The organism is Apilactobacillus kunkeei (assembly GCF_001421115.1).
GTDB lineage: Bacteria > Bacillota > Bacilli > Lactobacillales > Lactobacillaceae > Apilactobacillus > Apilactobacillus kunkeei_F.
In genome coordinates, this window is record NZ_JXCW01000006.1 from 293939 (window position 1) to 317931 (window position 23993).

The 23993-nt window shown below is 39.4% G+C and carries 21 protein-coding genes, 1 pseudogene and 4 other annotated features; of the genes and pseudogenes, 5 read left to right on the forward strand and 17 right to left on the reverse strand.

Annotated elements, in window-relative coordinates; all coding sequences use genetic code 11:
• Positions 1-10: 10 nt before the first annotated feature.
• The 3 genes from RZ55_RS06815 to metF all read left to right on the forward strand — a co-directional run bounded on the left by RZ55_RS06815 (position 11) and on the right by metF (position 4274).
• Positions 11-793, forward strand: coding sequence for a homoserine O-acetyltransferase/O-succinyltransferase family protein (locus tag RZ55_RS06815; protein ID WP_057176083.1), 783 nt, complete (start codon positions 11-13; stop codon positions 791-793).
• Positions 792-1035: a binding site (T-box leader), on the forward strand. It overlaps the preceding gene by 2 nt.
• 70 nt (positions 1036-1105) lie before the next feature.
• Positions 1106-3364, forward strand: a complete 2259-nt coding sequence (metE, locus tag RZ55_RS06820) for a 5-methyltetrahydropteroyltriglutamate--homocysteine S-methyltransferase (RefSeq protein ID WP_057176084.1) — start codon at positions 1106-1108, stop codon at positions 3362-3364.
• Between the two features lies 1 nt (position 3365).
• Positions 3366-4274, forward strand: a complete 909-nt coding sequence (metF, locus tag RZ55_RS06825) for a methylenetetrahydrofolate reductase [NAD(P)H] (RefSeq protein ID WP_057176085.1) — start codon at positions 3366-3368, stop codon at positions 4272-4274.
• 63 nt (positions 4275-4337) lie between these two features.
• Here the strand turns inward: metF and RZ55_RS06830 are convergent, their stop codons facing one another.
• From RZ55_RS06830 to RZ55_RS06870, 9 genes and pseudogenes are all read right to left on the reverse strand, one after another.
• A complete protein-coding gene (locus RZ55_RS06830) occupies positions 4338-4694 on the reverse strand; it encodes a YisL family protein (protein ID WP_041152689.1) in 357 nt (118 codons plus the stop codon).
• 18 nt (positions 4695-4712) lie between these two features.
• Positions 4713-4895, reverse strand: a complete 183-nt coding sequence (locus tag RZ55_RS06835; protein WP_034530593.1) for a DUF6440 family protein — start codon at positions 4893-4895, stop codon at positions 4713-4715.
• 120 nt (positions 4896-5015) lie between these two features.
• The gene (locus tag RZ55_RS06840; RefSeq protein ID WP_034530595.1) at positions 5016-5750 is read right to left on the reverse strand and encodes an amino acid ABC transporter ATP-binding protein; all 735 of its coding nucleotides are present in this window, start codon (positions 5748-5750) and stop codon (positions 5016-5018) included.
• Entirely contained in the window at positions 5734-7224 is a 1491-nt protein-coding gene (locus RZ55_RS06845; protein ID WP_241772098.1) for an ABC transporter substrate-binding protein/permease, read from the reverse strand. Before RZ55_RS06845 ends, RZ55_RS06840 begins: the two co-directional genes overlap by 17 nt.
• Positions 7214-8620 (reverse strand): annotated as a pseudogene (gene argH / locus RZ55_RS06850) (argininosuccinate lyase). The gene RZ55_RS06845 and the pseudogene argH overlap by 11 nt, the downstream one beginning before the upstream one ends.
• Complete coding sequence (locus tag RZ55_RS06855) at positions 8604-9905, reverse strand: argininosuccinate synthase (RefSeq protein WP_034530601.1); 1302 nt, start codon at positions 9903-9905, stop codon at positions 8604-8606. Before RZ55_RS06855 ends, argH begins: the two are co-directional and overlap by 17 nt.
• Positions 9906-9952: 47 nt before the next feature.
• Positions 9953-10174 (reverse strand) — a binding site (T-box leader).
• Positions 10175-10207: 33 nt separating this feature from the next.
• Positions 10208-10436: a binding site (T-box leader), on the reverse strand.
• 49 nt (positions 10437-10485) lie between these two features.
• Positions 10486-10708 (reverse strand) — a binding site (T-box leader).
• Positions 10709-10759: 51 nt separating this feature from the next.
• The gene (locus tag RZ55_RS06860) at positions 10760-12085 is read right to left on the reverse strand and encodes a C1 family peptidase (RefSeq protein WP_057176086.1); all 1326 of its coding nucleotides are present in this window, start codon (positions 12083-12085) and stop codon (positions 10760-10762) included.
• Between the two features lie 14 nt (positions 12086-12099).
• Entirely contained in the window at positions 12100-13416 is a 1317-nt protein-coding gene (locus RZ55_RS06865; protein WP_057176087.1) for a C1 family peptidase, read from the reverse strand.
• 23 nt (positions 13417-13439) lie between these two features.
• Positions 13440-14777 (reverse strand): aspartate aminotransferase family protein, encoded by a 1338-nt coding sequence (locus tag RZ55_RS06870; RefSeq protein ID WP_057176088.1) that lies wholly within the window; start codon positions 14775-14777, stop codon positions 13440-13442.
• Positions 14778-15005: 228 nt separating this feature from the next.
• Between RZ55_RS06870 and RZ55_RS06875 the strand changes: the two genes are divergently transcribed.
• Positions 15006-15704 (forward strand): hypothetical protein, encoded by a 699-nt coding sequence (locus RZ55_RS06875; protein ID WP_057176089.1) that lies wholly within the window; start codon positions 15006-15008, stop codon positions 15702-15704.
• Between the two features lie 26 nt (positions 15705-15730).
• On the opposite strand, the gene lepB (RZ55_RS06880) is transcribed toward RZ55_RS06875, so the two are convergent.
• Positions 15731-16366: a signal peptidase I gene (gene lepB, locus RZ55_RS06880; protein WP_057176090.1), complete on the reverse strand. Its 636-nt coding sequence runs from the start codon at positions 16364-16366 to the stop codon at positions 15731-15733.
• A gap of 15 nt (positions 16367-16381) precedes the next feature.
• On the reverse strand, positions 16382-17020 hold the full coding sequence (gene lepB, locus RZ55_RS06885) for a signal peptidase I (protein WP_057176091.1): 639 nt from the start codon (positions 17018-17020) through the stop codon (positions 16382-16384).
• Between the two features lie 263 nt (positions 17021-17283).
• On the opposite strand from lepB (RZ55_RS06885), the gene RZ55_RS07280 reads away from it, so the two are divergent.
• Positions 17284-17697, forward strand: a complete 414-nt coding sequence (locus RZ55_RS07280; protein ID WP_171823267.1) for a hypothetical protein — start codon at positions 17284-17286, stop codon at positions 17695-17697.
• 44 nt (positions 17698-17741) lie between these two features.
• Here the strand turns inward: RZ55_RS07280 and mnmG are convergent, their stop codons facing one another.
• The 6 genes from mnmG to rpmH form a co-directional block, all read right to left on the reverse strand.
• On the reverse strand, positions 17742-19670 hold the full coding sequence (gene mnmG, locus RZ55_RS06895; RefSeq protein ID WP_057176092.1) for a tRNA uridine-5-carboxymethylaminomethyl(34) synthesis enzyme MnmG: 1929 nt from the start codon (positions 19668-19670) through the stop codon (positions 17742-17744).
• 41 nt (positions 19671-19711) lie between these two features.
• Positions 19712-21103: a tRNA uridine-5-carboxymethylaminomethyl(34) synthesis GTPase MnmE gene (mnmE, locus tag RZ55_RS06900; protein ID WP_057176093.1), complete on the reverse strand. Its 1392-nt coding sequence runs from the start codon at positions 21101-21103 to the stop codon at positions 19712-19714.
• Between the two features lie 178 nt (positions 21104-21281).
• Positions 21282-22010, reverse strand: a complete 729-nt coding sequence (jag, locus tag RZ55_RS06905; RefSeq protein WP_053793142.1) for an RNA-binding cell elongation regulator Jag/EloR — start codon at positions 22008-22010, stop codon at positions 21282-21284.
• Positions 22011-22115: 105 nt separating this feature from the next.
• Positions 22116-22949, reverse strand: a complete 834-nt coding sequence (yidC, locus tag RZ55_RS06910; RefSeq protein ID WP_054450956.1) for a membrane protein insertase YidC — start codon at positions 22947-22949, stop codon at positions 22116-22118.
• Positions 22949-23311, reverse strand: a complete 363-nt coding sequence (rnpA, locus tag RZ55_RS06915; RefSeq protein ID WP_034530615.1) for a ribonuclease P protein component — start codon at positions 23309-23311, stop codon at positions 22949-22951. Before rnpA ends, yidC begins: the two co-directional genes overlap by 1 nt.
• A 60-nt stretch (positions 23312-23371) precedes the next feature.
• Positions 23372-23506, reverse strand: a complete 135-nt coding sequence (gene rpmH, locus RZ55_RS06920) for a 50S ribosomal protein L34 (protein WP_034530627.1) — start codon at positions 23504-23506, stop codon at positions 23372-23374.
• Between the last annotated feature and the right edge of the window lie 487 nt (positions 23507-23993).

Sequence of the window (23993 nt, forward strand, 5' to 3'; positions counted from 1 at the left end):
GGTAAGGCCTATGGGTTGTATCAACATCCTATCTGGCTATTCACAAAATAGTCATCAAAAAATTGATGATTCCCTAAGTATTTTGGTGCTAAACCTAATGCCCAATCGGCTTGAGACTGAACACCAAATTATCGATTTGCTTCAACAAACCGACCTAAACATTAATTTGAACTTTTGTCGCATGGACAGTCACCACATCAAACATTTTGATCCAGAAATATTCGAAAAATACGTCACAACCAAAGATGTTTTAGACAATCACTTTGACGCATTAATCGTGACTGGCGCCCCACTAGACAGAAAGCACTTCAATGATGTTGATTACTGGAATGAATTCGTTGATTTTATCAACTGGCGTAAGACCCATGTTGACACCTGCCTATTCAGCTGCTGGGCCGCCTGGGCTGCCGGAACAATCGACGGAATTTTAACCGGAAAACAGTTGGACCAAAAGATTTACGGGGTCTATACAACCGATGGCATTACAATGCCTCAATCACGTTACTTCACGATTCCAAAAGGTAACGTTAAGGCAACCGTGTTAGCCGGTAACGACACCATCGGCGCCACCTTAATTTTCGATTCAAACACTAATTCATACTACGTCACTGGTCATCTTGAATACGGGACGAAAACTTTAGCTGATGAGTATTTCCGCGATGTCAAAAAAGGTTTGGCTACTAAAAAACCAAGTAACTACTTTGACAATCAGGATCATCCCATCAACTCCTGGCATACGGATGCCACCACCTTTTACATCAATTGGTTAAACCAATTTACATCATCTAAATAAGTAGATATTGAGCAGATAAGTAAGTTTTACAAACGTTCACAGAGAGCTTTGATTACGATGAGACAAAGCACGCAAGGAAACTGAAAATGGTCTAGGAATTATCTATCACCGTGAGTCTTTGACAAACGATGTTCGGGTACGCCCGTTATCGCGTAGAAGTATTTCTTATGAAGTACTTATTGAGTGTAATGCAGCGATGTATTACAAAATCAGGGTGGTAACACGAAGATTTCGTCCCGTAGTCTACATAGACTGCGGGATTTTTTTATTCACCCGCTAAATAAATTTTTATTTACCTGAGGAGGTAACATTATGAGTACAAGCATTATTGGATTCCCACGAATTGGAGAAAACCGCGAATTAAAACGCGCTACAGAAAAATATTGGAAGAAGGAAATCGATCAAGACGAACTACTAAAGATTTCTGATGAACTAAAAGAAAAGAATTGGCAAATTCAAGAAGACGCCAAGTTAGGCCTAATCAGTGCCGGTGACTTCTCATTCTTTGATAATGTCTTAGACGCCGCTACCCTATTGAACATCACTCCTAAACGTTATGCCGATTTAGGTTTAAACCAATTAGACGAATACTTCGCCCAAGCCCGTGGTTACCAAGACGATAACCATTCCGTTAAGGCGCTACCAATGAAGAAATGGTACAACACCAACTACCACTACATCGTCCCAGAAATCGACGATGATACAGAAATTAAACTAGTGGAAACTAGATTCTTCGACGATGTAAAAAAGGCAGCTGCCAAGCACAGTAACGTTAAGGCTTCATTAATCGGTCCGTTCACCATACTAAAACTAAGCCGCTACGTTGGTAAAAAATCAGCCGAAGACTTTATTGAACCAATCGTTGAAGCATACAAGGATATCTTTGCTCGCCTAAATGAAATCGACATCAAGTGGCTTCAAATTGATGAACCATCACTAGTATTTGATTTAAGTGCTGACGATAAGAAGCTATTCGATGACCTATACACTCGCATCCTAGCTATTCCTCATGACTTCAAGATTAATCTTCAAACATACTTCGGTGATGTTCGTGATATCTATGAAGATTTAGTTAAATTACCATTCGACGGTATTGGTTTAGACTTCCTAGAAGGTAAACAAACCGCTAATTTAATTGCTAAGCACGGTTTTGACGACAACAAGGTCTTATTCGCCGGGGTAGTTAATGGTAAGAACATCTGGCGTAACGAATACAAGAAGACCATCGAATTACTAGAGAGCCTACCGGTTAAAAACATCGTAATTTCAACTTCTTGTTCTCTACTACATGTTCCATACACCGTTGATAACGAAACTGATTTAGACCCCGAATTAAAGCAACACTTAGCCTTCGCATACCAAAAGCTAGACGAATTACACGATTTAGACGAAATCTTCTTCAACGGTAACACTGAACTATTGGAGGCAAACGAAGCATTGTTCAAGAACGTTAACCATCCAAAGGATCCAGCTGTAACAAAGCGTATCGCTGATTTATCAGATGCTGATTACACCAGATTACCAAAGCGTGCTGAACGTGAAATCATCCAAAAAGAAGAATTCCACTTACCAGATCTTCCAACTACTACTATCGGTTCATTCCCACAAACCAAGGATGTTAGAAAGAACCGTTCACTATACAAGCATCATGAAATCGATAAGGATCAATACGATCAATTCAACAAAGATAAGATTAAGCGCATCATTGAATGGCAAGAGGAAGCTGGTTTTGATGTCTTAGTCCACGGTGAATACGAACGAAACGACATGGTGGAATACTTCGGTGAAAACCTAGCTGGTTTCGCATTTACCAAGAAAGCTTGGGTTCAATCATACGGTACTCGTGCTGTTAAACCACCAATCATCTGGGGTGACGTTAGTCGTAAGAACCCAATTACAGTTGCCGCTTCTACCTATGCCCAAAGTTTGACCGACAAACCGGTTAAAGGAATGCTTACAGGTCCCGTTACTATCTTCAACTGGTCATTCCCACGTGAAGATATCCCTGCAAAGGAATCAGTAACCCAAATCGCCTTAGCAATCCAAGACGAAGTACTAGATCTTGAAAAACACGGCATCAAGATTATTCAAATCGATGAAGCCGCCCTACGTGAAAAGCTTCCACTACGTAAGAGTGACTGGTACAAGGAATACCTAGACTGGGCAATCCCAGCATTCAAATTGGTTCACAGCAAGGTCCAACCAACTACTCAAATCCACACTCATATGTGCTACAGCGAATTTAACGACATCATCAAAGCCATCGATAACATGGATGCCGATGTTATTTCATTCGAAGCATCACGTTCTGATTTATCAATCATCGATAAATTAAAAGCAAATAACTTTGAAACAGAAGTCGGCCCTGGAGTTTACGATATTCACTCTCCACGTGTCCCTAGTCAATCTGAAATCTATAACGTTATCAGTGACATCCTAGCTAAGCTTCACGAAAGTAAAGTTTGGATCAACCCGGACTGTGGTCTAAAGACCCGTGGTGAATCAGAATCATTCGCTAGTCTAAAAAACTTCATCGCCGCTGTTCAACAAAAACGCGGAGAGTTGGGATAACATGAGTTTAAAAGATACATTTAAGAACAAAACGGTGTTCTCACTTGAGGTCTATCCACCCAAGACACCGGAAGGCACCAAAAAATTAGTGAACGCCCTTACCGGGATTAAACGAATCAAACCAGATTTCATTTCCATTACCCTAGGTGCCGGTGGATCACAAAATAACAATGCTTTGGAGCTATCCAGCATGATTCAAAACGATTTGAACATCCCTGCGATGGCCCACATTCCAGGAATCTATCGTTCCAAAAAAGACGTTGCCGATTTCTTAAAACAATTAAAGCAACACAACATTAATAACGTATTAGCACTTCGTGGTGACATTAATCCTGACGAAACACCGGTTGGTGACTTTAACCACGCTTCAGAATTGGCAGAATTCATCAAGACCCAAGGTAACTTTGACATCACGGGCGCCTGCTACCCTCAAAAGCATCCCGAATCTATCGATTTGGTCGATGACACCCTTCATTTGAAGAAAAAAGTAGACAACGGCGTCGGTCATTTGATCACCCAAATGGTCTTTGATAACCAAGCGTTCTATGACTTTCGTCAACGTTTGAAACTGGCCGGAATTAACGTACCGGTCGAAGTCGGCATCATGCCCTGTACTAACTGCAATCAGATTAAACACATTACAGAATTATCAGGACTAGAAATGCCCAGAAAATTCGTTGACATCATGAACAAATACGCCAACAACAAAGAGGCAATGCGTGACGCCGGAATCGCCTATGCGGTCGATCAAATCGTTGATTTGGTCGCCAATGGCGTCGATGGCATTCACCTATACACCATGAATAACACCTACGTCGCTAAAAAGATTTGGGAAGCAACCCATTCCTTATTTGAAGCAACCAGCTATCAACTCCAACATCCATCCCTATCTGGCAGCGACAATCAATAAAAAAGAGAGTGAACATATTTGTTCACTCTCTTTTTAGATACGCAGAATCTGCGATAATAATATTTAAATAAAATGAATGAAAGGACGACCGCCAGCGACGATTAATCCAATCACAATCACTAATGCGAAAACTAGGATGAGGCTCATCACCAATCCAACAGTTAACGACTTTTTAGTCTTTTGGGCATAGGCCATTTCAATCAAGCCAATTAAGAAGATGGCTGATAAAACCTTCAAAATCGTGAACATGGCATCGCGTTCAAAGGCTTTGCTAAATAGTACAATTCCCGTCACGATGAAGACTAGATAAGACACTCTAGTGGCCATCATGTAAGGCTTAAAGTTATTCTTTTTGCATAGCGCGGTAATCACCAAAGCGATTAGTAGTACCGCAAAAATTAAGTGAATCCATAAAAACATGGTTTCATATTCCCCCGTTTATTTTTCTTTGTGTTCGTAATCTTGATCAATTTCAGATTCATCAACAAACAAAGTTCCGTCAGGGTTGCGTAGTGGAGTTAATGTACTGCCGTATCCACCGTATTCAACACCGGTTCTTTGATCGATGTAAATGGATACTCCTGTAAATGATTCTTCTACTAGTTTAAAACGTTTAGACAATTGATTTCCTCCTCGGATTAATTCAAAATGTGTCATGTTTAGCTTTATTGTACAAAATAAAATGAGAATAATCAAAAAGACCAACATTTATGTTGGTCTTTTGACGTATTTATAAACAGATTAAATCATTTTACTTAAAAAACGTTGGGCGTTAGGGGTTTTTGGATTTTCAAAAAAGTCTTTAGGTGCTTGTTTTTCTTGAATCTTTCCTTCATCCATAAACCAAATTTCGTCTGAAACATTCTTAGCGAATTCCATTTCATGAGTAACAATAATCATGGTCATGTCCTTCTTAGCTAAGTCTTGCATAACACTTAGTACTTCACCGACTTTTTCAGGGTCCAATGCTGAAGTTGGTTCATCGAATAGAATTACTTCTGGATCCATGGCTAGTGCACGTACGATTGCGATACGTTGGGCTTGTCCACCAGATAGGCTGTCTGGGTAAACGTTTGCCTTGTCATCTAGGCCAACGGTCTTAAGTAATTCGTGCGCCTTTGCTTCGGCGTCTTCCTTACTCATGCCTTTCACCTTGATGGGTGCTAGTGTGATGTTATCGATAACTGTCTTGTTTTCAAACAAGTTAAAGCTTTGGAACACCATTCCGATGTGGGTTCTTAATTGAATTAGTTCCTTTTCAGAACTGCTTACTAGGTCTTTACCATCCAATAGAATCTTTCCAGAAGTTGGTTCACCTAGCATGTTAATGCAACGAAGGAAAGTACTCTTACCGGCACCAGAAGGACCTAAAAGTGAGATTACTTCACCCTTGTGGACTTCAGCGTTGATGTCAGAAAAGATGGTATTATTTTTGAATTTTTTGGTTAAATTTTCAATTTTAATCATTGGTTCCATGGCTAATCTTCCCTTCTAAGTGTTTCATGATTCTAGAAATTGTAAATGTGATTACAAAGTAAATGACCATAATGACAGCAATTGGTGCGACACCTAAGTAAGTATCAGCTTGAACAGCTCTCATTTGATACATTAGTTCTCCAACCCCAATTACGGATGCTAGTGAACTATCCTTGATCAAGGTTACTAGTTCGTTACCAAGTGCAGGCCAGATGTTCTTGAAGGCTTGTGGTAACACGATGTATTGCATTGATTGTTTCTTGGATAGACCAAGTGATAATGCGGCTTCGCTTTGACCATCAGAGATAGAATTAATTCCCCCTCTAATGATTTCGGCGACATAGGCTCCAGAATTGATGGAAATAGCGATAATTCCTGAAGTTAAGGCTGGAACGTTAACGATGGTACCTAGACCAAAGTAGATGAACATAATTTGTACTAATTGAGGTGTTCCACGAATGAATTCGATGTAGCAAACGGCGATTGAGTGCAATAGCCAGTTGTGACTTAATCTCATTAGCGCAAAGATAATTCCTAAGATGATACCGAAGAATACTGATACCACTGAGATGATCATTGTGTATTCGATTCCTGAGATAAAGAAGTTCTTGTATTGCCACATTGTTTCAAATTGTGATTGTGACTTATTGTTAGTGATGTGTTTTGCAGCTGCTGGAACGAATTTCTTGGTGTATAGGTTATACTTGTTAACCTTATCAATTGTCTTGTTAGCAGCGTTTTCTAAGCTAGTAGCACCCTTGAAGAAGGCAATCTTGTTTGAGCTTTCTTGACCAGGCATCTTAGCGTCAATAATCTTTAGACCTGGGTTGTGGGCTGCGTAGGCTTGAGCTACGGCAGTGTCTAGCGGAATGGCTTCAATTTTTCCTGACTTCAAAGCAAGAATTAAATCGTTGATGTTTTCCATTCCCTTTAGATTAATGTTCTTGATACCCTTCTTCACAGCATCGTATTGTACTGATCCGATTTGAGCACCGATGGTCTTACCTTGTAGGTCCTTGTATGACTTGATTTTCTTGTCGTCGGCACTGTTTAATACCAAACTCAATCCAGATGAGTAGTAAGTCTTACTGAAGTCGACACTCTTGGCTCTTTCAGGGGTTTCGTTCATCCCTGCAATAACCATATCAACCTTTTTGGTTTGAAGCGCAACTAGTAATGAGTCAAATCCCATTGATTTAACCTTTAGTTTTACTCCTAAGTCTTTGGCGATGGCCTTACCTAATTCGATATCGGCACCGTAGACCTTTGAACCACCGTTATCTTTTCCAATAAATTCGTATGGAGGATAATCTGGAGCGGTTCCCATTACGATGTAACCTTTTTGCTTAATTTGTTGTAGTGAGTTATCGGAAGCTGATGCTTGAACACTTGGAACAGTGAATGCTGTCACGAATAGTGTTGCAATCATTAGCAACATGGTAATTAACACGGAATGTTTCATTTTATTCTTCATGATTCATTTCTCCCTTTAGTTTTTCTTTCGCTTTTTCAATCTGTTTATGGACTTCATTAAAACCGGTTGACCCATAACTCTTTCTTCTTTGAATTGCTACGTGTGGTTTCAAATCTTCGTAGATATCCTCTTCAAACAAGTCTGAATAGTTATGTAGTTGTTCTAATGATAGATCCTGTAAGTAACAATTTTCGTTTATGCATTTGGCGACTAATTCACCGGCGATACGGTGAGCTTGTCTAAATGGTAATCCTTTGGCTGATAGGTAATCAGCTAATTCAGTTGCGTTTGAAAAGTCCTTTTCGACCGCTTATAGCATCAGGTCCTTATTGACCTGCATTGTCGCAATCATTTCGGTCATTAATTGTAGGATTGGTTCGATGTTTTCGACTGTGTCAAACACACCAGCCTTGTCTTCTTGTAAATCCTTGTTGTATGCCAGCGGCAATGATTTCATAGTTGCTAGTAAGGCGTTTAGGTGACCGTATACCACTCCGGTTTTACCCCTAATTAGTTCACACATATCAGGGTTCTTCTTTTGTGGCATGATTGAGCTTCCAGTACTGAATGCGTCTGATAGTTCGACGTATTTGAATTCGTAGCTAGACCATAAGCAAATTTCTTCGCATAGTCTTGATAAGTGCATCATTAGAATGGAAGCATTGCTTAGAAATTCAATGGCGAAATCCCTATCTGAGACTGCATCGATGGAGTTGTTGTAAGGTGCATCTAAACCTAACTCGTTGGCGGTGAAATGAGGATCAATTGGGAAAGTGGTTCCCGCAAGAGCCGCAGCACCAATTGGTGACATGTTGGTGTGCTTTTGGTTGAATTCGAACCTGTCGTAGTCTCTGTCTAACATTTCGTAGTAGGCCATTAGGTAATGGGCAAATGAGATTGGTTGAGCGTGTTGTAAATGGGTGTATCCCGGCATGATGGTTTCTAAGTTTTCATCGGCTAGGTTAACCAATTCACTTTGAAAACTCCTAATTAGTGCCATGATTTGTGGTAGACGTTTCTTTAGATATAAATGAAAGTCTAATGCCACTTGATCGTTTCTTGAACGAGCGGTGTGTAGTTTTCCAGCGACCGCGCCGATTTTTTCGGTTAGCACTGTTTCGACATTCATATGAATGTCTTCGTTTTGGTAACTAAAATGAAGTTTTCCTTCATTGAACTCTTCCTTAATCTCTTTTAAACCATTTACGATTTGGTCTTTTTCGGCCTCTGTGATGATACCAACGTGGCTTAACATGGTGGCATGAGCGATTGAACCCTCGATGTCTTCGTTTGCCATCTTGATATCAACATTGATTGAGGCACCGAGCCTCAAGAATAAATCGTTGGCGTCGCTATTAAAACGACCGCCCCATAGTTTCTCACTCATCAGATTCACCTTCTAACTTGTTTTCAACTAGTACCTTTTCCTTTGTTTGAGTCTTCATAACGTCTTTCATGAAGTTCTTTTGTAAGTTTTTTTGTTTTACTTGTGATGCGACTTGCGTAGGTAATCCCCATAGTTTAATGAAACCAACTGAAGCATTTTGATCAAATGAATCAGCAGCAGTGTAAGTAGCTAGGTCTTCGTCGTATAGTGATTCTTCTGACTTAGAAGCGACTACGTAAACGTTACCCTTGAACAACTTCACTTTAACTGTTCCACTAACTGTATCTTGTGATGATTGGATAAATGCCTTTAGTGACTTCATCAATGGTGAGAACCATAAACCGTTATAAGTAAGGTTAGCGATTTGTTGTTCAATCATTGGCTTGAAGTGAGCTAAATCTCTTTCCATAGTTAGGTTTTCCATTGCCTTATGGGCCTTTAGTAATACGGTAGCACCCGGTGCTTCGTAAACTTCTCTGGATTTGATTCCTACTAAACGGTTTTCGATGTGATCGATACGACCGACACCGTGTTCGCCGGCTGCGATATTTACCTTTTTGATAACGTCGACGAAGCTCATTTCAACGCCGTTAACGGCGACTGGCTTACCTTGTTTAAAGGTAATGTCCATGAATTCTGGTTGGTCAGGAGTTTCTTCGATTGGTTTAGTAATATCAAAGGCATCTTCTGGAGCTTGGTTCCATGGATTTTCTAGGACACCACATTCATTAGCACGTCCCCAGATGTTGGCGTCGATTGAGTATGGAGAATCTAAATCAATTGGAATATCGATGTTGTGTTTCTTAGCAAATTCGATTTCTTCCTCTCTGTTCCAATGCCATTGACGAACTGGAGTAACCACTGTCAATTTTGGATCTAGAGAATGGATAGCGACATCGAAACGAACTTGGTCGTTTCCTTTACCGGTACATCCGTGACAGATGTATTCGGCACCTTCCTGGTGAGCAATTTCAACTAGCTTTTGACTCATTAAAGGACGAGATAGTGCTGAGCTCAATGGGTATTCGCCTTCATACATCGCGTTAGCGTCTAATGCAGTTAGTAGGAAGTCTTCAGCGAATTCGTCTAGTGCATCAACAACGTATGATTTGATGGCACCAACCTTTAATGCTTTTTCTTTAATTTGGTTTAAATCTTTATGTTCCCCGTAATCTTCACCTACGTTAATGCAGCAGGCAATTACGTCAAAACCTTGTTCGATTAACCATGCGATTGAAACTGATGTATCTAATCCTCCGGAATATGCTAAAACGATTTTCTTTGATTGTTTCATGTGAAACATCCTCCTTTTTGTATATAAACAATGAAATTTTAATTTCGATAGAGGACGATGTATTCGCGGTACCACCTCACTTTCTAACACCCTCGCGAATGCTAGCTCATAAAGTCAATGACTTCCGCGTTAACGCCGCCGACGTTTGCTTCTACTCGTTTCGAAGCTCACTCACAAGTACGATTAATCAAATGTCATTATTAACTCTCATCAACGTTAATTTCTCTGTAAATGATTTGTTTGATTAAATTCTTGATCATCATGCAAATATTTATATAAAAAAAGTCCCCTAGGAATAAATCCTAGAGGACGACTAATCGTGGTTCCACCTCAGTTTCTGACATTCTCACGAACATCAGCTCATAAAGTTCTTTCAAACTTTAACGATAACGCGTTAACGGTGAATTCTACTCATTTCGAATTCAAACTCATAGGTACGATTTAATTAATGTCATCCTTAGCTCTCACCCGGCTTTGCTAAGTTCTCTGTAAATGACTGAATTAACTAAAATTCCTAATCACTGTTTTTAAAATTAATATTTATTTTTGGGTATAAAAAAATCCTCTTGGATAAGATATCCAAGAGGACGAATAAATCGCGGTGCCACCTCAATTCCTAGCATTCTCACGAATACTAGCTCGAGAAGTTATAATAACTTCAGCGTTAACGCCGCCAACGATTTTTTCTACTCATTTCGAAAAATGACTCTCAGGTACGATTTAACTACCGTGCTACCCACTCTCATAACCGTGAGCTTCCTGTGAAACACTCAATAATTAAAATTCCTGTTCAACGTCTTATTTGATTGTCACTTATATTAATACCTTCTTAGAAAAATTGCAACACTTTAATTTTATTCTAATGAATCCCAAGGGGCTAATTCGACCGGAGATTGGCTTAGTAGCGCGGTTTTATCATTAGATAAATATTTTTTATTTATTACAATTTCGTATACATATTCGTTCATCCAACCATCATCCATGATGAAGTATCCATTGACACCATTCTTTGATCCCCATGAATTTTCAACTTTCCATTTAGTTGGTTTGTCATCGACTAAATCGACTCCGGTTAATGCAGTCGCGTGTGAAACGTTAGCTTCATGGTATTGTAGACGTTCTTTTTTGCTCATGGATAAATCAACGTCAAAAAGTTCGTCGTAATGGTATAGATTTTCAGCTAGGAAGCCTTTTTTACGGTCAGATTGACGCGCAATGTCGTTAGCAAACCACACGGCTTGACCGTCTTTTAATTGCGCAATTGCGGCATTTTTTAGGTCTTCCATTGGTAGGTTCAAGAATTCAATCTTTCTACCATCGACCACGTTTTCTTGCGCTGATAAGCGATACATCTTGTCGTATTCCTTGTCAGGAGAGTTACTTAGGACGACGTAATCGTCTAAATCAGCATCCGATAGGTACTTTTCGTAGAATGCCTTAGGGGTTAAGTCACGATCAATGTGGTAATTGTCGTTATCATCCCTGTATTCAAAGTCAAAAGTCTTTGGCGGCACGCCAAGTGAGTACGCGGCAATCTTGTAAACTTCGGCTAGCATTTGTTCTCTAGCGTCATGGATGTCTTCTTCAGACACCCCGTCGCTTACCATGTTACGTAGTTTGAACGCATCGTTTCTTAGTTTGTAATTCAAAATTGATTTCAAATCACCAGTACTTTCGGAAACGTTGGTTTCACTAAACGCAGTGGTTGGCACAACTCCGTATTTTTGAACTAATGCTACGGCCATTGCCCATTGGCCACCATCTGCTCCTGGTCCGACTTCTAGGAAGTATTGAACGGTACGGTCGTCTAGCGGCTTGTCCGCTGTATTTATGATGCGATCGTAAAAGATATTAGCACGTTCAATCTTATCCCAGAAGAATATATAGTTTTGTGATAATTCGAAGTCTTTAACGTTGTACTTAGTGCCAAATTGGTGCTTTAAGGTGTTTAATAACGCAAACATCCAGCAACGACCGGATTGTTTTTGGTTGGACACCTTACCAGTCTTCACTTCAACAGAAAAGACAGGATTTAGTTTTTCAGTGGCTGTTTCATCGTATGAAACATTGCCAATTCCATTTTGTGTTACGGTTCTTTCCAAAATCGCATTGGTAGGATTTTCTTCGTAGGCCGCACGTAATTCTTTTAGATCTTGTTCGGTAATTTTTGTTTCAGTCATTATCTACGTCCTCCTTATACCGCTGCCCAAGGGTCTAAATCGACTGGGGTTTGTTCTAGTAATTGTCTTTGTGAATTGGTTAGGTACTTCTTGTTGACGATAACTTCAAAAACATTATTGTCCATCCAGTTATCGGCCATTACGAAGTAACCCTTTTCGCCGACCTTTTCACCCCAAGAGTTTTCGACCTTCCACTTAGTTGGTTTGTCGTCGACAATGTCGACACCAGTAAGTGTCATCGCGTGGTTAGGAATGTTGTCGTAGTAATCCAAACGTTGGGCCTTGTCCATGTTCATGTCGATATCGAACAATTCAGCACGACGGTATAAATCGTCGTCTAATAGACCGTTTTGGCGGTCTGATTGTTCGGTCACGGTGTTAGCAAACCAGACAGTTTCGCCATCTTTTAGTTGCGCAATCGCAGCATCCTTTAACACATCCATTGGCATATTTAAGAATTCAACTTGGCGACCACCAACGACGTTTTGACCGGCCTTGTTACGGAATAATTGTTCCATTTTACGGTTAGGATAGTTACCTAAAACAACGTAATCATCTAAATCAATTTCGAAGTATTTATCGAAGAATTGTTTAGGTGTGATGTCTGCATCTACATGGTAGTTTTGCTTGTCATCACGGTATTCAAAGGTGAATGTTTCACGTGGAACACCACATGCGAAACCAGCAATTTTGTAAACTTCTTTTAGCATTTCCTTACGCTTTTCAGCGATTTCGGCATCACTATTTCCAGCATGAATCATGTCACGTAACACCATTGCATCACGGCGTAACTTACGGTTCAATACTTCCTTTAAATCGGATGTATCTTCGGTTACGTTGCTTTCAGGAAAGGCAGAAGTTGGCATTACACCGTACTTTTGTACCAATGCAACGGCCATCCCCCATTCACCACCATCTGCACCCGGTGCAGCTAAATAGCAGCGAAGTTCGCGATCATCGAAAGGCTTATCAGCAGTATCGATAATGCGGTCGTAGAAGATGTTGGCACGTTCTACCTTATCCCAGAAGAATAGGTAGCTTTGTGATAGTTCGAAGTCCTTTACGTCGTAGCGTTTCGCAAAGTCGTGTTTTAAAACGTTTAACAATGAGAATAGCCAGCAACGTCCTGAACGTTTTTGGTTTGATACCTTACCAGTATCGATTTCTACAGAGTATGTGTGGTTTAATTTGGCCACTACTCGGTTATCTTTGGCGGTATTGTTAATACCGTTTTTCATAACGGAACGTTGTAATACCTTGTTTTTTGGATCGCTGTCATATTTTTCGCGCATTGCGTCAAAGTCGGCTTGCGTTAACTTAGTATGAGCCATTAATTACACCCCTAATTAGCTTATTAATCAGTACTCCAACCGATAGTCTTATCGAATTGAATACGACCGTTTGCTTCGTCATCCATAGCTTGGTCGATAACGTCAAAGGCCTTTTCTAGTTGTTCTTCGGTAATTACCAAAGGTGGTTGGAATCTAAGCACATTTCCCCTAACGGTAATCATGATTACCCCAAGTTCGAACATACGATAGATTAGTTTTGTCGCTACTTTAACGTCAGCTTTTCCGGTCTTAGGATCGACGATATCAATTCCACCGTCTAGTCCGTACATTCTAACGTCGCCGACAAAATCGTACTTCTCTTTCATTCTATCAAAGAATACTTTGGATTTAACGCCTAAACGCTCACTACGTTCTAGTAGATGCTCGTCTTCGATGACGTCGATTGTGGCCATGGCAGCCGCTGTGGTAACAGGGTTCCCGGCGGTGGTGTACACGTTTGCAGGTGCATCTAGAGATTCGATAATTTCTTTTTTACCGATGACCGCACTTAGTGGCAAACCGGAAGCTAGTGACTTTCCAACGGTCATAAGGTCTGGATAAATGCCGTCAAATTGTTGAATTGACCACCATTTTCCGGTACGGCCCATCCCTTGATTGACTTCATCAATCGCAAATAGGATGCCATGTTCGTGGGCAAATTCGTATACTTTCTTTAGGTACTTTTCTGGTGCTTTAACGATTCCACCATCACCTTGAATTGGTTCAATCAAGATGACCGCAACTTCGTCAGCAGGTAAATATGTATCAAATGGTAGCTTAAATTCCTCAAACATGCGATCTACGAACTCATCTTCTGTTTCATATGATTCGCGGTACCATGGACTTGGAAATGGAACCTTGTAGAATCCACTCATTAATGGCCCCATCTTACGATTCATGTTCAAACTAACTCCAGAAGCACTCATTGAACCGTATGTAGAACCGTGATATGCTCCAGTGAAACTAACAACGTCTTGGCGACCGGTGTAACCGCGGGCAAACTTGATTAGCGCGTCATTGGCGTCTGATCCAGAATTTCCCCATGATAATTCAGCCGGACCATCGATTGGTGCTAAATCGGTCAATCGTTTGGCCAGTTGGGCGGCCGATAAGTTAGCAAAGTATGCCGGAGTATATTGGATTAACTTTTGAGCCTGTTTTGTGATTGCATCAACCACGTGTGGATGGCTATGACCAGTATTGGTTGAGGATGCGCTCGCTAATAAATCAATGTATTCGTTTCCTTCGACGTCATTTAAAATCGCACCTTCACCCGATTCAATTACCATATCAAAATATTTGATACGTGAAGCTGATGCGAAACTTTCGTCTTCGTCATGCAAAATTTCTTGATTTTTCATATTGAACACCTCATTCCATATATTTATTAGAAAACGATTAATTTCTAATCGTATTCTAATTTAATTGTCATTAATTATAGCCGACTGATTAAAGTTGTCAACATGTGGATAAGTGAACTGAAGGTTACATTTAAGTTAAATCGGTCGATTTGGCTTGATATTTCTGTATTTACTGGTAAATTATTATATATATATGAGAATATTTTTACATTCCCAGGAGGAAACGATATGAAAAAGAAAGTCGCCGCTGCATTTGCAGCTGTCGGTGCCGTATTTTTAATCGGTACTACCGTCAATGCATCCGCTAAACAAACATACACTAACCGAAGCGAATTCGTTAACGTCTACAAATATGGAAAGTTACATCACGGTCGTCACACAATGATGAGATACCGTTATTTCAAGAGAATTGGTCATATGCACGTGGGTAACCGCGTTCGTTTCAACGGATCAAACTTCCTATTCCTACCAAAATTAGGTGGTTATGTTCCTGAATACCAATTAAAGCTTGTAAAGCCCGTTAAAAAGGTTAAAAAAGCTAAGAAGGTCGTTGTAAAACATAAGAAGACTACAAAGAAGAAGAAAGCTAAAAAAGAAGTTAAGAACATGGTTATCACTGATACTAGCGCTTCAGGTTTCAGTCTAAACAACCGTATGCTTGACGATTCAGCAGTTGCTCAACCAAAGCAAATCGTTACTGCTACTAAACAACAAGCAAATCAAGACGCTGTAAAACCTGAAGAATCAAGTCGTCCATTCAGCGATCATCACGATGATTTGAATCAATCTCGTGTAAACGATCAAAAGGTAACTCAAAACAATACCACAGATGGTTCAGGTGCTGCTCTAAGCAATAACAGTGCAGCAGCTACTACCACTTCATCAGTAAGTGACGGTGCAACTAGTACCGCATCAATCAACAAATAAATAACCAACAAAAAAAAGCGTTGAATTTAGTTCAACGCTTTTTTATTTTGTAAATCATTAATATTGTAACGCTGTGTGGCATTTCCAGACCATGGGAATGAATACACAACACCTAATACCTTTCTTTGTTCAACAAATCCCCAATAACGGCTGTCATTTGAGATTGATCGATTATCACCTAAAACGAAGTACATCCCTTTAGGGACAACCTTTTCATCTTGGTCATCTACCCATTTTTCTCTGGATAACTTGGTAATATCCCAGTTCTTAATGACATCATTTTGAAATTTGTAGCGTGTTCCCACGATCACTTGTTGCTTACTAATATAGTCTTGCTTGTAGAGCTTGTTATTGATGTATATCTTGCCGTTTTTATAGACAATTTTATCGCCAGGCATCCCAACTACACGCTTTACGTAATATGTAGTGGCGAGTTTGGTAGGGTCCTCGCCGAAAGCGTCAAACACAATCACGCTATTACGTTTAATCGCTGCTTGTTTCATCACTAAGACTCGTTGTCCCGTATGTAAGTTGGGGTCCATTGAATGACCATCAACCTTAACTACGGTCGCAAAACTCTTGATAGCAAACCAGGCCAGTACCAAGAATAATAGGTAGATAACCCATGATAATAAATTTTTTTGTTTGGCAGTTAATTTCATGGATTAAATTCCCCTCTACTTAGCTAAATCATTAACGTTATGACGGTGCTTAGCAGTACCTGACCATGGGAATAACTTAGCAACTCCTAATACCTTAGATTTCTTTACGAATCCCCAGTAACGACTGTCGTTTGAGATGCTTCTGTTATCACCCAATACGAAGTATTCACCCTTTGGTACAACCTTTACGTTTTGGTTGTATACCCATTTAGTGCTGGATAGGCTTGAGATGCTCCAGTTTTTGATTTGATTGTTAGTATCGAAGTATCTAGTACCAACACTTAGTTCCTTTTTACTGATGAAACTTTGATCAACAACCTTGTTGTTAACGTATAACTTACCATCTTTGTATGAAACGGTGTCACCTGGTAGACCGATAACACGTTTTACGTAGTAGTCCTTGGCAGTTGCGGTAGGGTCTTCGCCGTGGGCATCAAAGATAATAACACCGTTACGTTTAATGTCGGCTTGCTTTAATACCAACATCTTTTCTCCATTGTATAAGTTTGGATCCATTGAATGACCATCAACGGTTGCCATTGTAATGAAATGGACAACAGTTAGGTAAACACCACCTAATACAACTAGGTAGATTAGCCAGCTAAGGCATTCTCTTAAAAATTTGTTTTTAGTATTTTTGGTAGATTTTTCCATTTTTTCGTTGCTCCTAATTTTGATAATCCCATTGTATCATTATTTCACAAATTGTTTTAAATAATTTCCTTGTGATAATTCGCACTTATAAGTATAATTTAATTGTTCATATTTTAATTACATGATAAAAGGAATGACCGGGTATCAATAAAATCGGAAATCTCAACATACATAAGAACATCCTTGGGGCCTTCTTCGTATGGTTTTTACTATCAGTCCTATGGGGAATATTCAACATTGATAAGGAAGCAATGTCGTTACATGTGATTTTAAAAGCAAACTTTGTAACCGCAATCCCACAAATGATAATTTTTATCGAAGTTGCAATCCTATATGCAATCATTTCTATGCTAAGGACCAGAATCTTCTTAGCATTTTTATCCATTTATACCGTCTATATCGACGCTTTAAATTTGTCTACTGTAATTGTATACATAATTGATGGAAACTACTTCTACGCCATTTTTTGGGCGATTATGTGGGTTCTACTGACAATATCAATCATTTGCTTCACAGTATCAGCAAATCACTCGATTTTAAAACATAGATCAGTTAAAATTCAGCGTCAAAAATCATCAGAATACTTTAAATATCAATTCACACTACTTAAAAATGTCTTGATTCCGGGAATCGTTTCATCATTCCTATATACCATTTTAAATAGCTGTATTCGATAATAAAAAAGCCGCCTAAACAATGTTTAGACGGCTTTTTGTTTTACCTATTTTTTGATTTTAGCGATTTTACCTTGTTGGATGTAAACACCTAAGATGGCAACATCTGAAGGGTTAACCCCTGAAATTCTAGAAGCTTGAGCCACAGTACGTGGTCTAATCTTTTCTAGTTTTTGACGAGCTTCGGTAGCTAAACTGTCAATTGCATCGTAATCAATGTCATCTGGAATCTTCTTAGCTTCCATTTTCTTCATACGAGCAACGTTTTCTTCGGCCTTCTTGATGTATCCGGCGTACTTAGTTCTGATTTCAACTTGTTCTACCACACGACGACCTAATGGCTTTTCAGATGGTTCGATGAACTTCAACAATGTGTTGTAAGTTACGTATGGACGACGTAGGAATACAGATGCCAAGATACCATCCTTCAGTGGCTTATCACCGTGAGCTTCAACGAATTCGTTTACTTCATCACTTGGTTTGATACGAGTGTGATCTAGACGGTCTAATTCCTTGATAACAGCTTCTTTCTTTTCTAAGAATTTGTTGTATCTTTCGTCTGAGATTAGGCCTAATTCGTGACCCTTTTCAGTTAGACGGAAGTCGGCATTGTCGTTTCTTAGAAGTAGACGGTATTCAGCACGACTAGTTAGTAAACGGTAAGGTTCGTTAGTTCCCTTAGTTACCAAATCATCAACTAACACACCGATGTATGCTTCGTTACGTTTTAGAACCATTGGGTCCTTGCCTTGAGCGCGTAATGCAGCGTTGATTCCGGCGTATAGTCCTTGTCCAGCGGCTTCTTCGTATCCTGAAGTACCGTTAGTTTGACCGGCAGTGTATAGGTTCTTCACAATCTTAGTTTCAAATGTTGGCTTTAATTGGTAAGGTGCTACGACATCGTATTCGATGGCGTAACCAGGTCTCATCATTTCAGCGTGTTCTAGTCCAGCAACACTGTGTAACATCTTTTGTTGTACTTCTTCTGGAAGAGAAGTTGAAAGACTATCACAGTAATATTCATTTGTTTCACGACCTTCAGGTTCCAAGAAGACTTGGTGTCTGTTCTTGTCGGCAAAACGAACAATCTTATCTTCAATTGATGGACAGTAACGAGGTCCAACCCCTTCGATAACACCGGTAAACATAGGTGCACGGTCTAGGTTGTCACGGATGATTTGGTGAGTGTGTTCGTTAGTGTAAGTTAACCAGCATGATAGTTGATCCTTAACTGGAATGTACTTGTCATCAGGAGTTTCAAAACTGAAGTGGTTAACTTCTTCATCCCCTGGTTGTTCTTCTGTCTTAGAGAAGTCAATTGTACGACCGTTAACACGTGGAGGTGTACCGGTCTTGAAACGTTTCAATTCGAAACCTAATTCTTCTAGGTTTTCTGACAACTTCAATGCAGGTTGAGAGTTGTTTGGACCTGAAGAATATCTTAGTTCACCAATGATGATTCTTCCACGAGCTGCTGTACCGGCACAAATAACAGTTGTCTTTGAGTAGTACTTAGCACCTGTGAAAGTCACGATACCCTTACAGACACCGTCTTCAACAATTAGTGAATCAACAATTCCTTGTTTTAAATCCAAGTTAGGTTGGTTTTCGATAGTTTCCTTCATCGCACGGTGGTAAGCGTGCTTGTCAGCTTGCGCACGTAATGCACGAACGGCTGGACCCTTACCAGTATTTAGCATTCTCATTTGCACGTAGGTCTTATCGATATTTCTACCCATTTCCCCACCTAGTGCATCGATTTCTCTAACCACAGTTCCCTTGGCTGGTCCACCAAGTGATGGGTTACATGGCATAAATGCAACCATGTCTAAGTTAATTGTGATTAGCATTGTTTTGTTTCCCATTCTGGCTGAAGCAAGCGCAGCTTCACTACCAGCATGACCGGCACCAACGACGATAACGTCGTATTCACCGGCATCGTATTGGATATTTTCTTCGCTTACGATTTGGCTCATTTGTTTTCCTCCATTAAAAATGTTTCACATGAAACAATTGACTATTTTCCTAGACAGAATTGGCTAAATAGTTGATCTAATAGCTCACCGTTGTAGCTATCACCGGTAATTTCACCAAGTGATTCCCAACATGCGTGCATGTCCATTTGAACTAAATCAACCGGTAGACCTTCATCCAATCCGTTAATTACGCTGTTTAGTGATTCTTTTGCATTGTGTAACAAACTAACGTGTCTGGCGTTGGTAACCATAACGTCGTTTTGTGAACTTTGAATTCCTTGGGTAAAGAATAGCTTAGCAATCATTTCCTCAAGTGGTTCAGTTCCGTTGTCTTGAATTGCAGAAGTAGTAATCACGTTTTCTGCACCGACTAGGTTCTTAACTTCATCAACATCGATTTGTTGAGGTAAGTCGGTCTTGTTCAAGATCACGATTCGTTTGGAATCGTTAGTTAGTTCGATTAACTGACGATCTTCGTCAGAAAGTTTTTCCGAGTAGTTCAATACCAGTAGCACTAAATCAGAACTAGCGATGGCCTTTCTTGAACGTTCCACACCGATTTTTTCAACCTTATCTTCGGTTTCACGGATTCCGGCAGTATCAACTAATTTCAAAGGAACCCCCTTAACGTTAACGTATTCTTCCAACACGTCACGTGTGGTTCCTGGAACATCTGTAACGATGGCCTTATCTTGGTGTAACAAGTGGTTTAAGATACTTGATTTTCCAACATTTGGACGTCCAACGATAGAAGTAGCAAGTCCATCCCTTAGAACTTGTCCTTGCTTGGCAGTTTCTAGTAGTTTTTCAACCTTAGCTTTTAAATTAACCGCATTTTCCTTCAATAACTTAGAAGTCATTACTTCGGCATCGTCGTATTCAGGGTAATCGATGTTAACTTCGACATTTGCTAAAACGTCCAAAATTTGTTGTCTAAGCGTTCTAATTAGTCTTGAAAGGTTTCCTTCAAGTTGGCTTTCAGCAGCCTTCATAGAGCGGGTAGTTTTAGCGTCAATAACATCCATGACTGCTTCTGATTGTGAAAGGTCAATTCGTCCATTCAAGAAGGCACGTTTAGTAAATTCACCCGGTTCAGCAAGACGGGCACCATAACTTAAAATCAATTGAAGAATAGTGTTAGTGGCCAAGATACCACCGTGACAGTTAACCTCAATCACGTCTTCACATGTGTAAGTCTTTGGTGCTCTCATTACTGATACCATTACTTCGTCGACGTCTTCGTTAGTGTCTGGATCAAAGACGTGTCCATAGTTAATGGTGTGTGAGGCAACCTTGTTTAAGTCCTTGCCTCGATAAATTTTACTGATCACCTTTAAAGCGTCATCCCCACTGATTCGAACGATGGAGATTCCCCCTTCACCAGGTGGTGTTGAAATCGCTGCGATTGTATCAAAATCTGTAGTCGTTGCCATGTTCCTCTTCCTTTCTTAATTATCAAAATCCGTTTTGTGGCCTAGCGCACAAAAAAAGTGCCCACTCCACGCCAAAAAAACTCAGCATGGATAAAGCACTTTGACTACTTCATCTATCTCTGATAAGAATGATACTTTATATAATAAAAACTTTATCCGGTTTTGTCAATTTATATGACTATCCTTGTGGTTCTACAACGACAGCACGGTAAGGTTCGCGACCTGATGAGAATGTGTTGACGTATAGACTGTCTTCTAGTTGGTTATGAATAACCTTTCTTTCGAAGGAAGGCATTGGATCTAGGTATACCGGTTGTCCTGTTGCAACCGCTTCTCTGGCTGTTTTTTCAGCTAACTTCTTCAAAATTTCAGTACGGCGGTGACGGTAATCGGCTGTATCTAGTTGAATTGATAAACGGCTGTATCCGATGTGGTTCAAGTAGATTTGTGCCAAGTTTTGTAAAGCATTGATGGTTAGACCATGCTTACCGATTAATAAGCCTTCTTGTTCGGTCTTAAAGTTAATACGCGCGAACTTACGGTTAATAATCTTAGGTTGTAGTTCGGCTGAAACGCCCAATTCTTCGATAATTGGCTTCAAATAAGCCACTAGATCTTCCATGGCTTGTTCATTTGAATGATGACGTTTCTTTGTTTCTGATGTTTCTTCTGGTTGGTTGTTAATCTTAATGTTTTTTGTTGGTGATGCTGCGATTTCTTGAGATTTTGATGCATTTTCATTGTTTTTAACGTCGATTTCGACGATTGCATCACGTTTTCCGATTCCAAAAAAGCCTTTACGGTTTGTTTGAACAATGTTGATATCAGCATTGTTCTTATCAACGTTTAGTGACTTTAGTCCTTCCTCGATCGCTTCACTGACTGTTTTAGCAGTAAATGTTGACATGTTGGGACTCCTTTTAAAAATAAACTATATTATTAATAATATCACAAACTAGCGGTCCAATGATACACAAAAAAAGCGTCTGATTATAAAATCAGACGCTTTTTATTATTTACGACGAGATTTTTTAGCTTTGCGAATTGCTTTTTCAACATTACGCTTGTGTTGTTTTTCAGCACGTAGCTTTTCTTCTCGTTCTCTTTGAATCTTCCAAGGATTTTGAATAAACAATGTTTGTACAGCTTGGAAGGCATTTGTTACTACCCAATAAATTGAGATCGCAGCAGGAATATTTAGTGCCATGAAGAAAATGATAACGGGCATCCCGAACATCATTCCCTTTGTCATCCCATTTTGCTCAGGTTGTGACTTCATTGCTAGCCATGAACTAATGAAAGTAAATACGGCGGCTAGAACCGGCATAATAAAGTATGGGTCTTTGTGTCCTAATTGTAACCATAGGAAATGACCTGACTTCAAAACATCTGTACGCCAGATAGCTTGGTATAAGGCCCACAAGATTGGTAATTGAACTAATAGTGGCAAACAACCAGCAACTGGGTTAACACCTGCTTCAGCGTATAGCTTTTGTTGTTCTTCACGAAGTAACTTAACAGTTTCAGTATCCTTTGATGAATACTTCTTTTGAAGTTCCTTTAACTTAGGTTGTAGTTCTTGGGTCTTCTTCATACTCTTGGTTTGATAAATCATCAAAGGCAAGATAATGATACGAACGATGATGGTGAAAGCAACGATACCCATTCCATAGTTAGAACCGAAGAATTTGGCTAACCAAATGATGGCTCTTGAGAAATTAAGTACGATAACTCCATCCCATAGACCGGTACTGTGTGAAGTAATTGGTTTATTACTACATGCAGTCAAGAAAAATACCAATCCTAAAATTGAAGTAAGTGAAAGATACTTTTTAAATTTTTTCATTAGTCTTCTCCCTCAACATAATCAGAATCAAGCAAGTTTGCTAATTTTAAAACATGCACCATATTCTTCTTAACTTCTTCCATTGATAGTTGGTCTGCTCTTGGACGAGCGATAACCAAGAAATCAACATCTTGTCTTAGATATGGCTTTAATTCAGTCAAACTTTGTCTAACTCGTCTTTTTACCCAATTTCTGTGAACGGCATTCCCAATCTTCTTACCAACTGAGATACCAACTCTAAAATGGGGTTGATCAGGCTTTTCCATTTGATAAATGACAAAAGTCCGATTAGCAACTGAATTATGTTTTTCAAAAACATTTTGGAATTCTGCTTCTTTTTTGACGCGATATGACTTACGCATAATCCATCTCCATTAAATTTTGTTCAATATAATGAAAAAGACCACTGAATGGTCAGTGGTCTATACAGTCAATGACTTTCTACCTTTTTTACGACGGCGAGCTAAAACTTTACGACCGTTGCTAGTGCTCATACGACTACGGAAACCGTGAGTACGTGCGTGCTTACGTTTCTTTGGTTGGTAAGTTCTCTTCATTACTAACCCTCCCTTATATATTTTGTATGTTTCTTTTCTATGTCAAATACATTTCCTAAACATAATACCATAAAAAAATTAATGATGAAACATAAAAATCAAATTCTTTCCCTAAAGGGATCCATTTTTTATCCACATTTTAATTTGTTTCATACACATTTTTAGATTTTTCTTGTTGATTAAAATTTTGCAATCAACAGGCTTTTCCACAAGTTTTCCACAAGTAAACAGCCTGTTATTAGAATTATTCACAAGTTGTGCATAACTTTTTATTTTTATTGATATATCAGTTATACTTACCTGTGGATTATTAACAATTTTCTGTGGAAAACTAAAAAATGAGATAATTTTAATCGACTTATCAACAGGGTGTGGAAAATGAAATCAACAGGGTGTGAAACAATTATACACAAGTAAATGTGCTTGTGGAAAACTTTTTTTTTTAATGGTAAAATTACTAAAGATTTTTAACGGGAGGAAATGATTC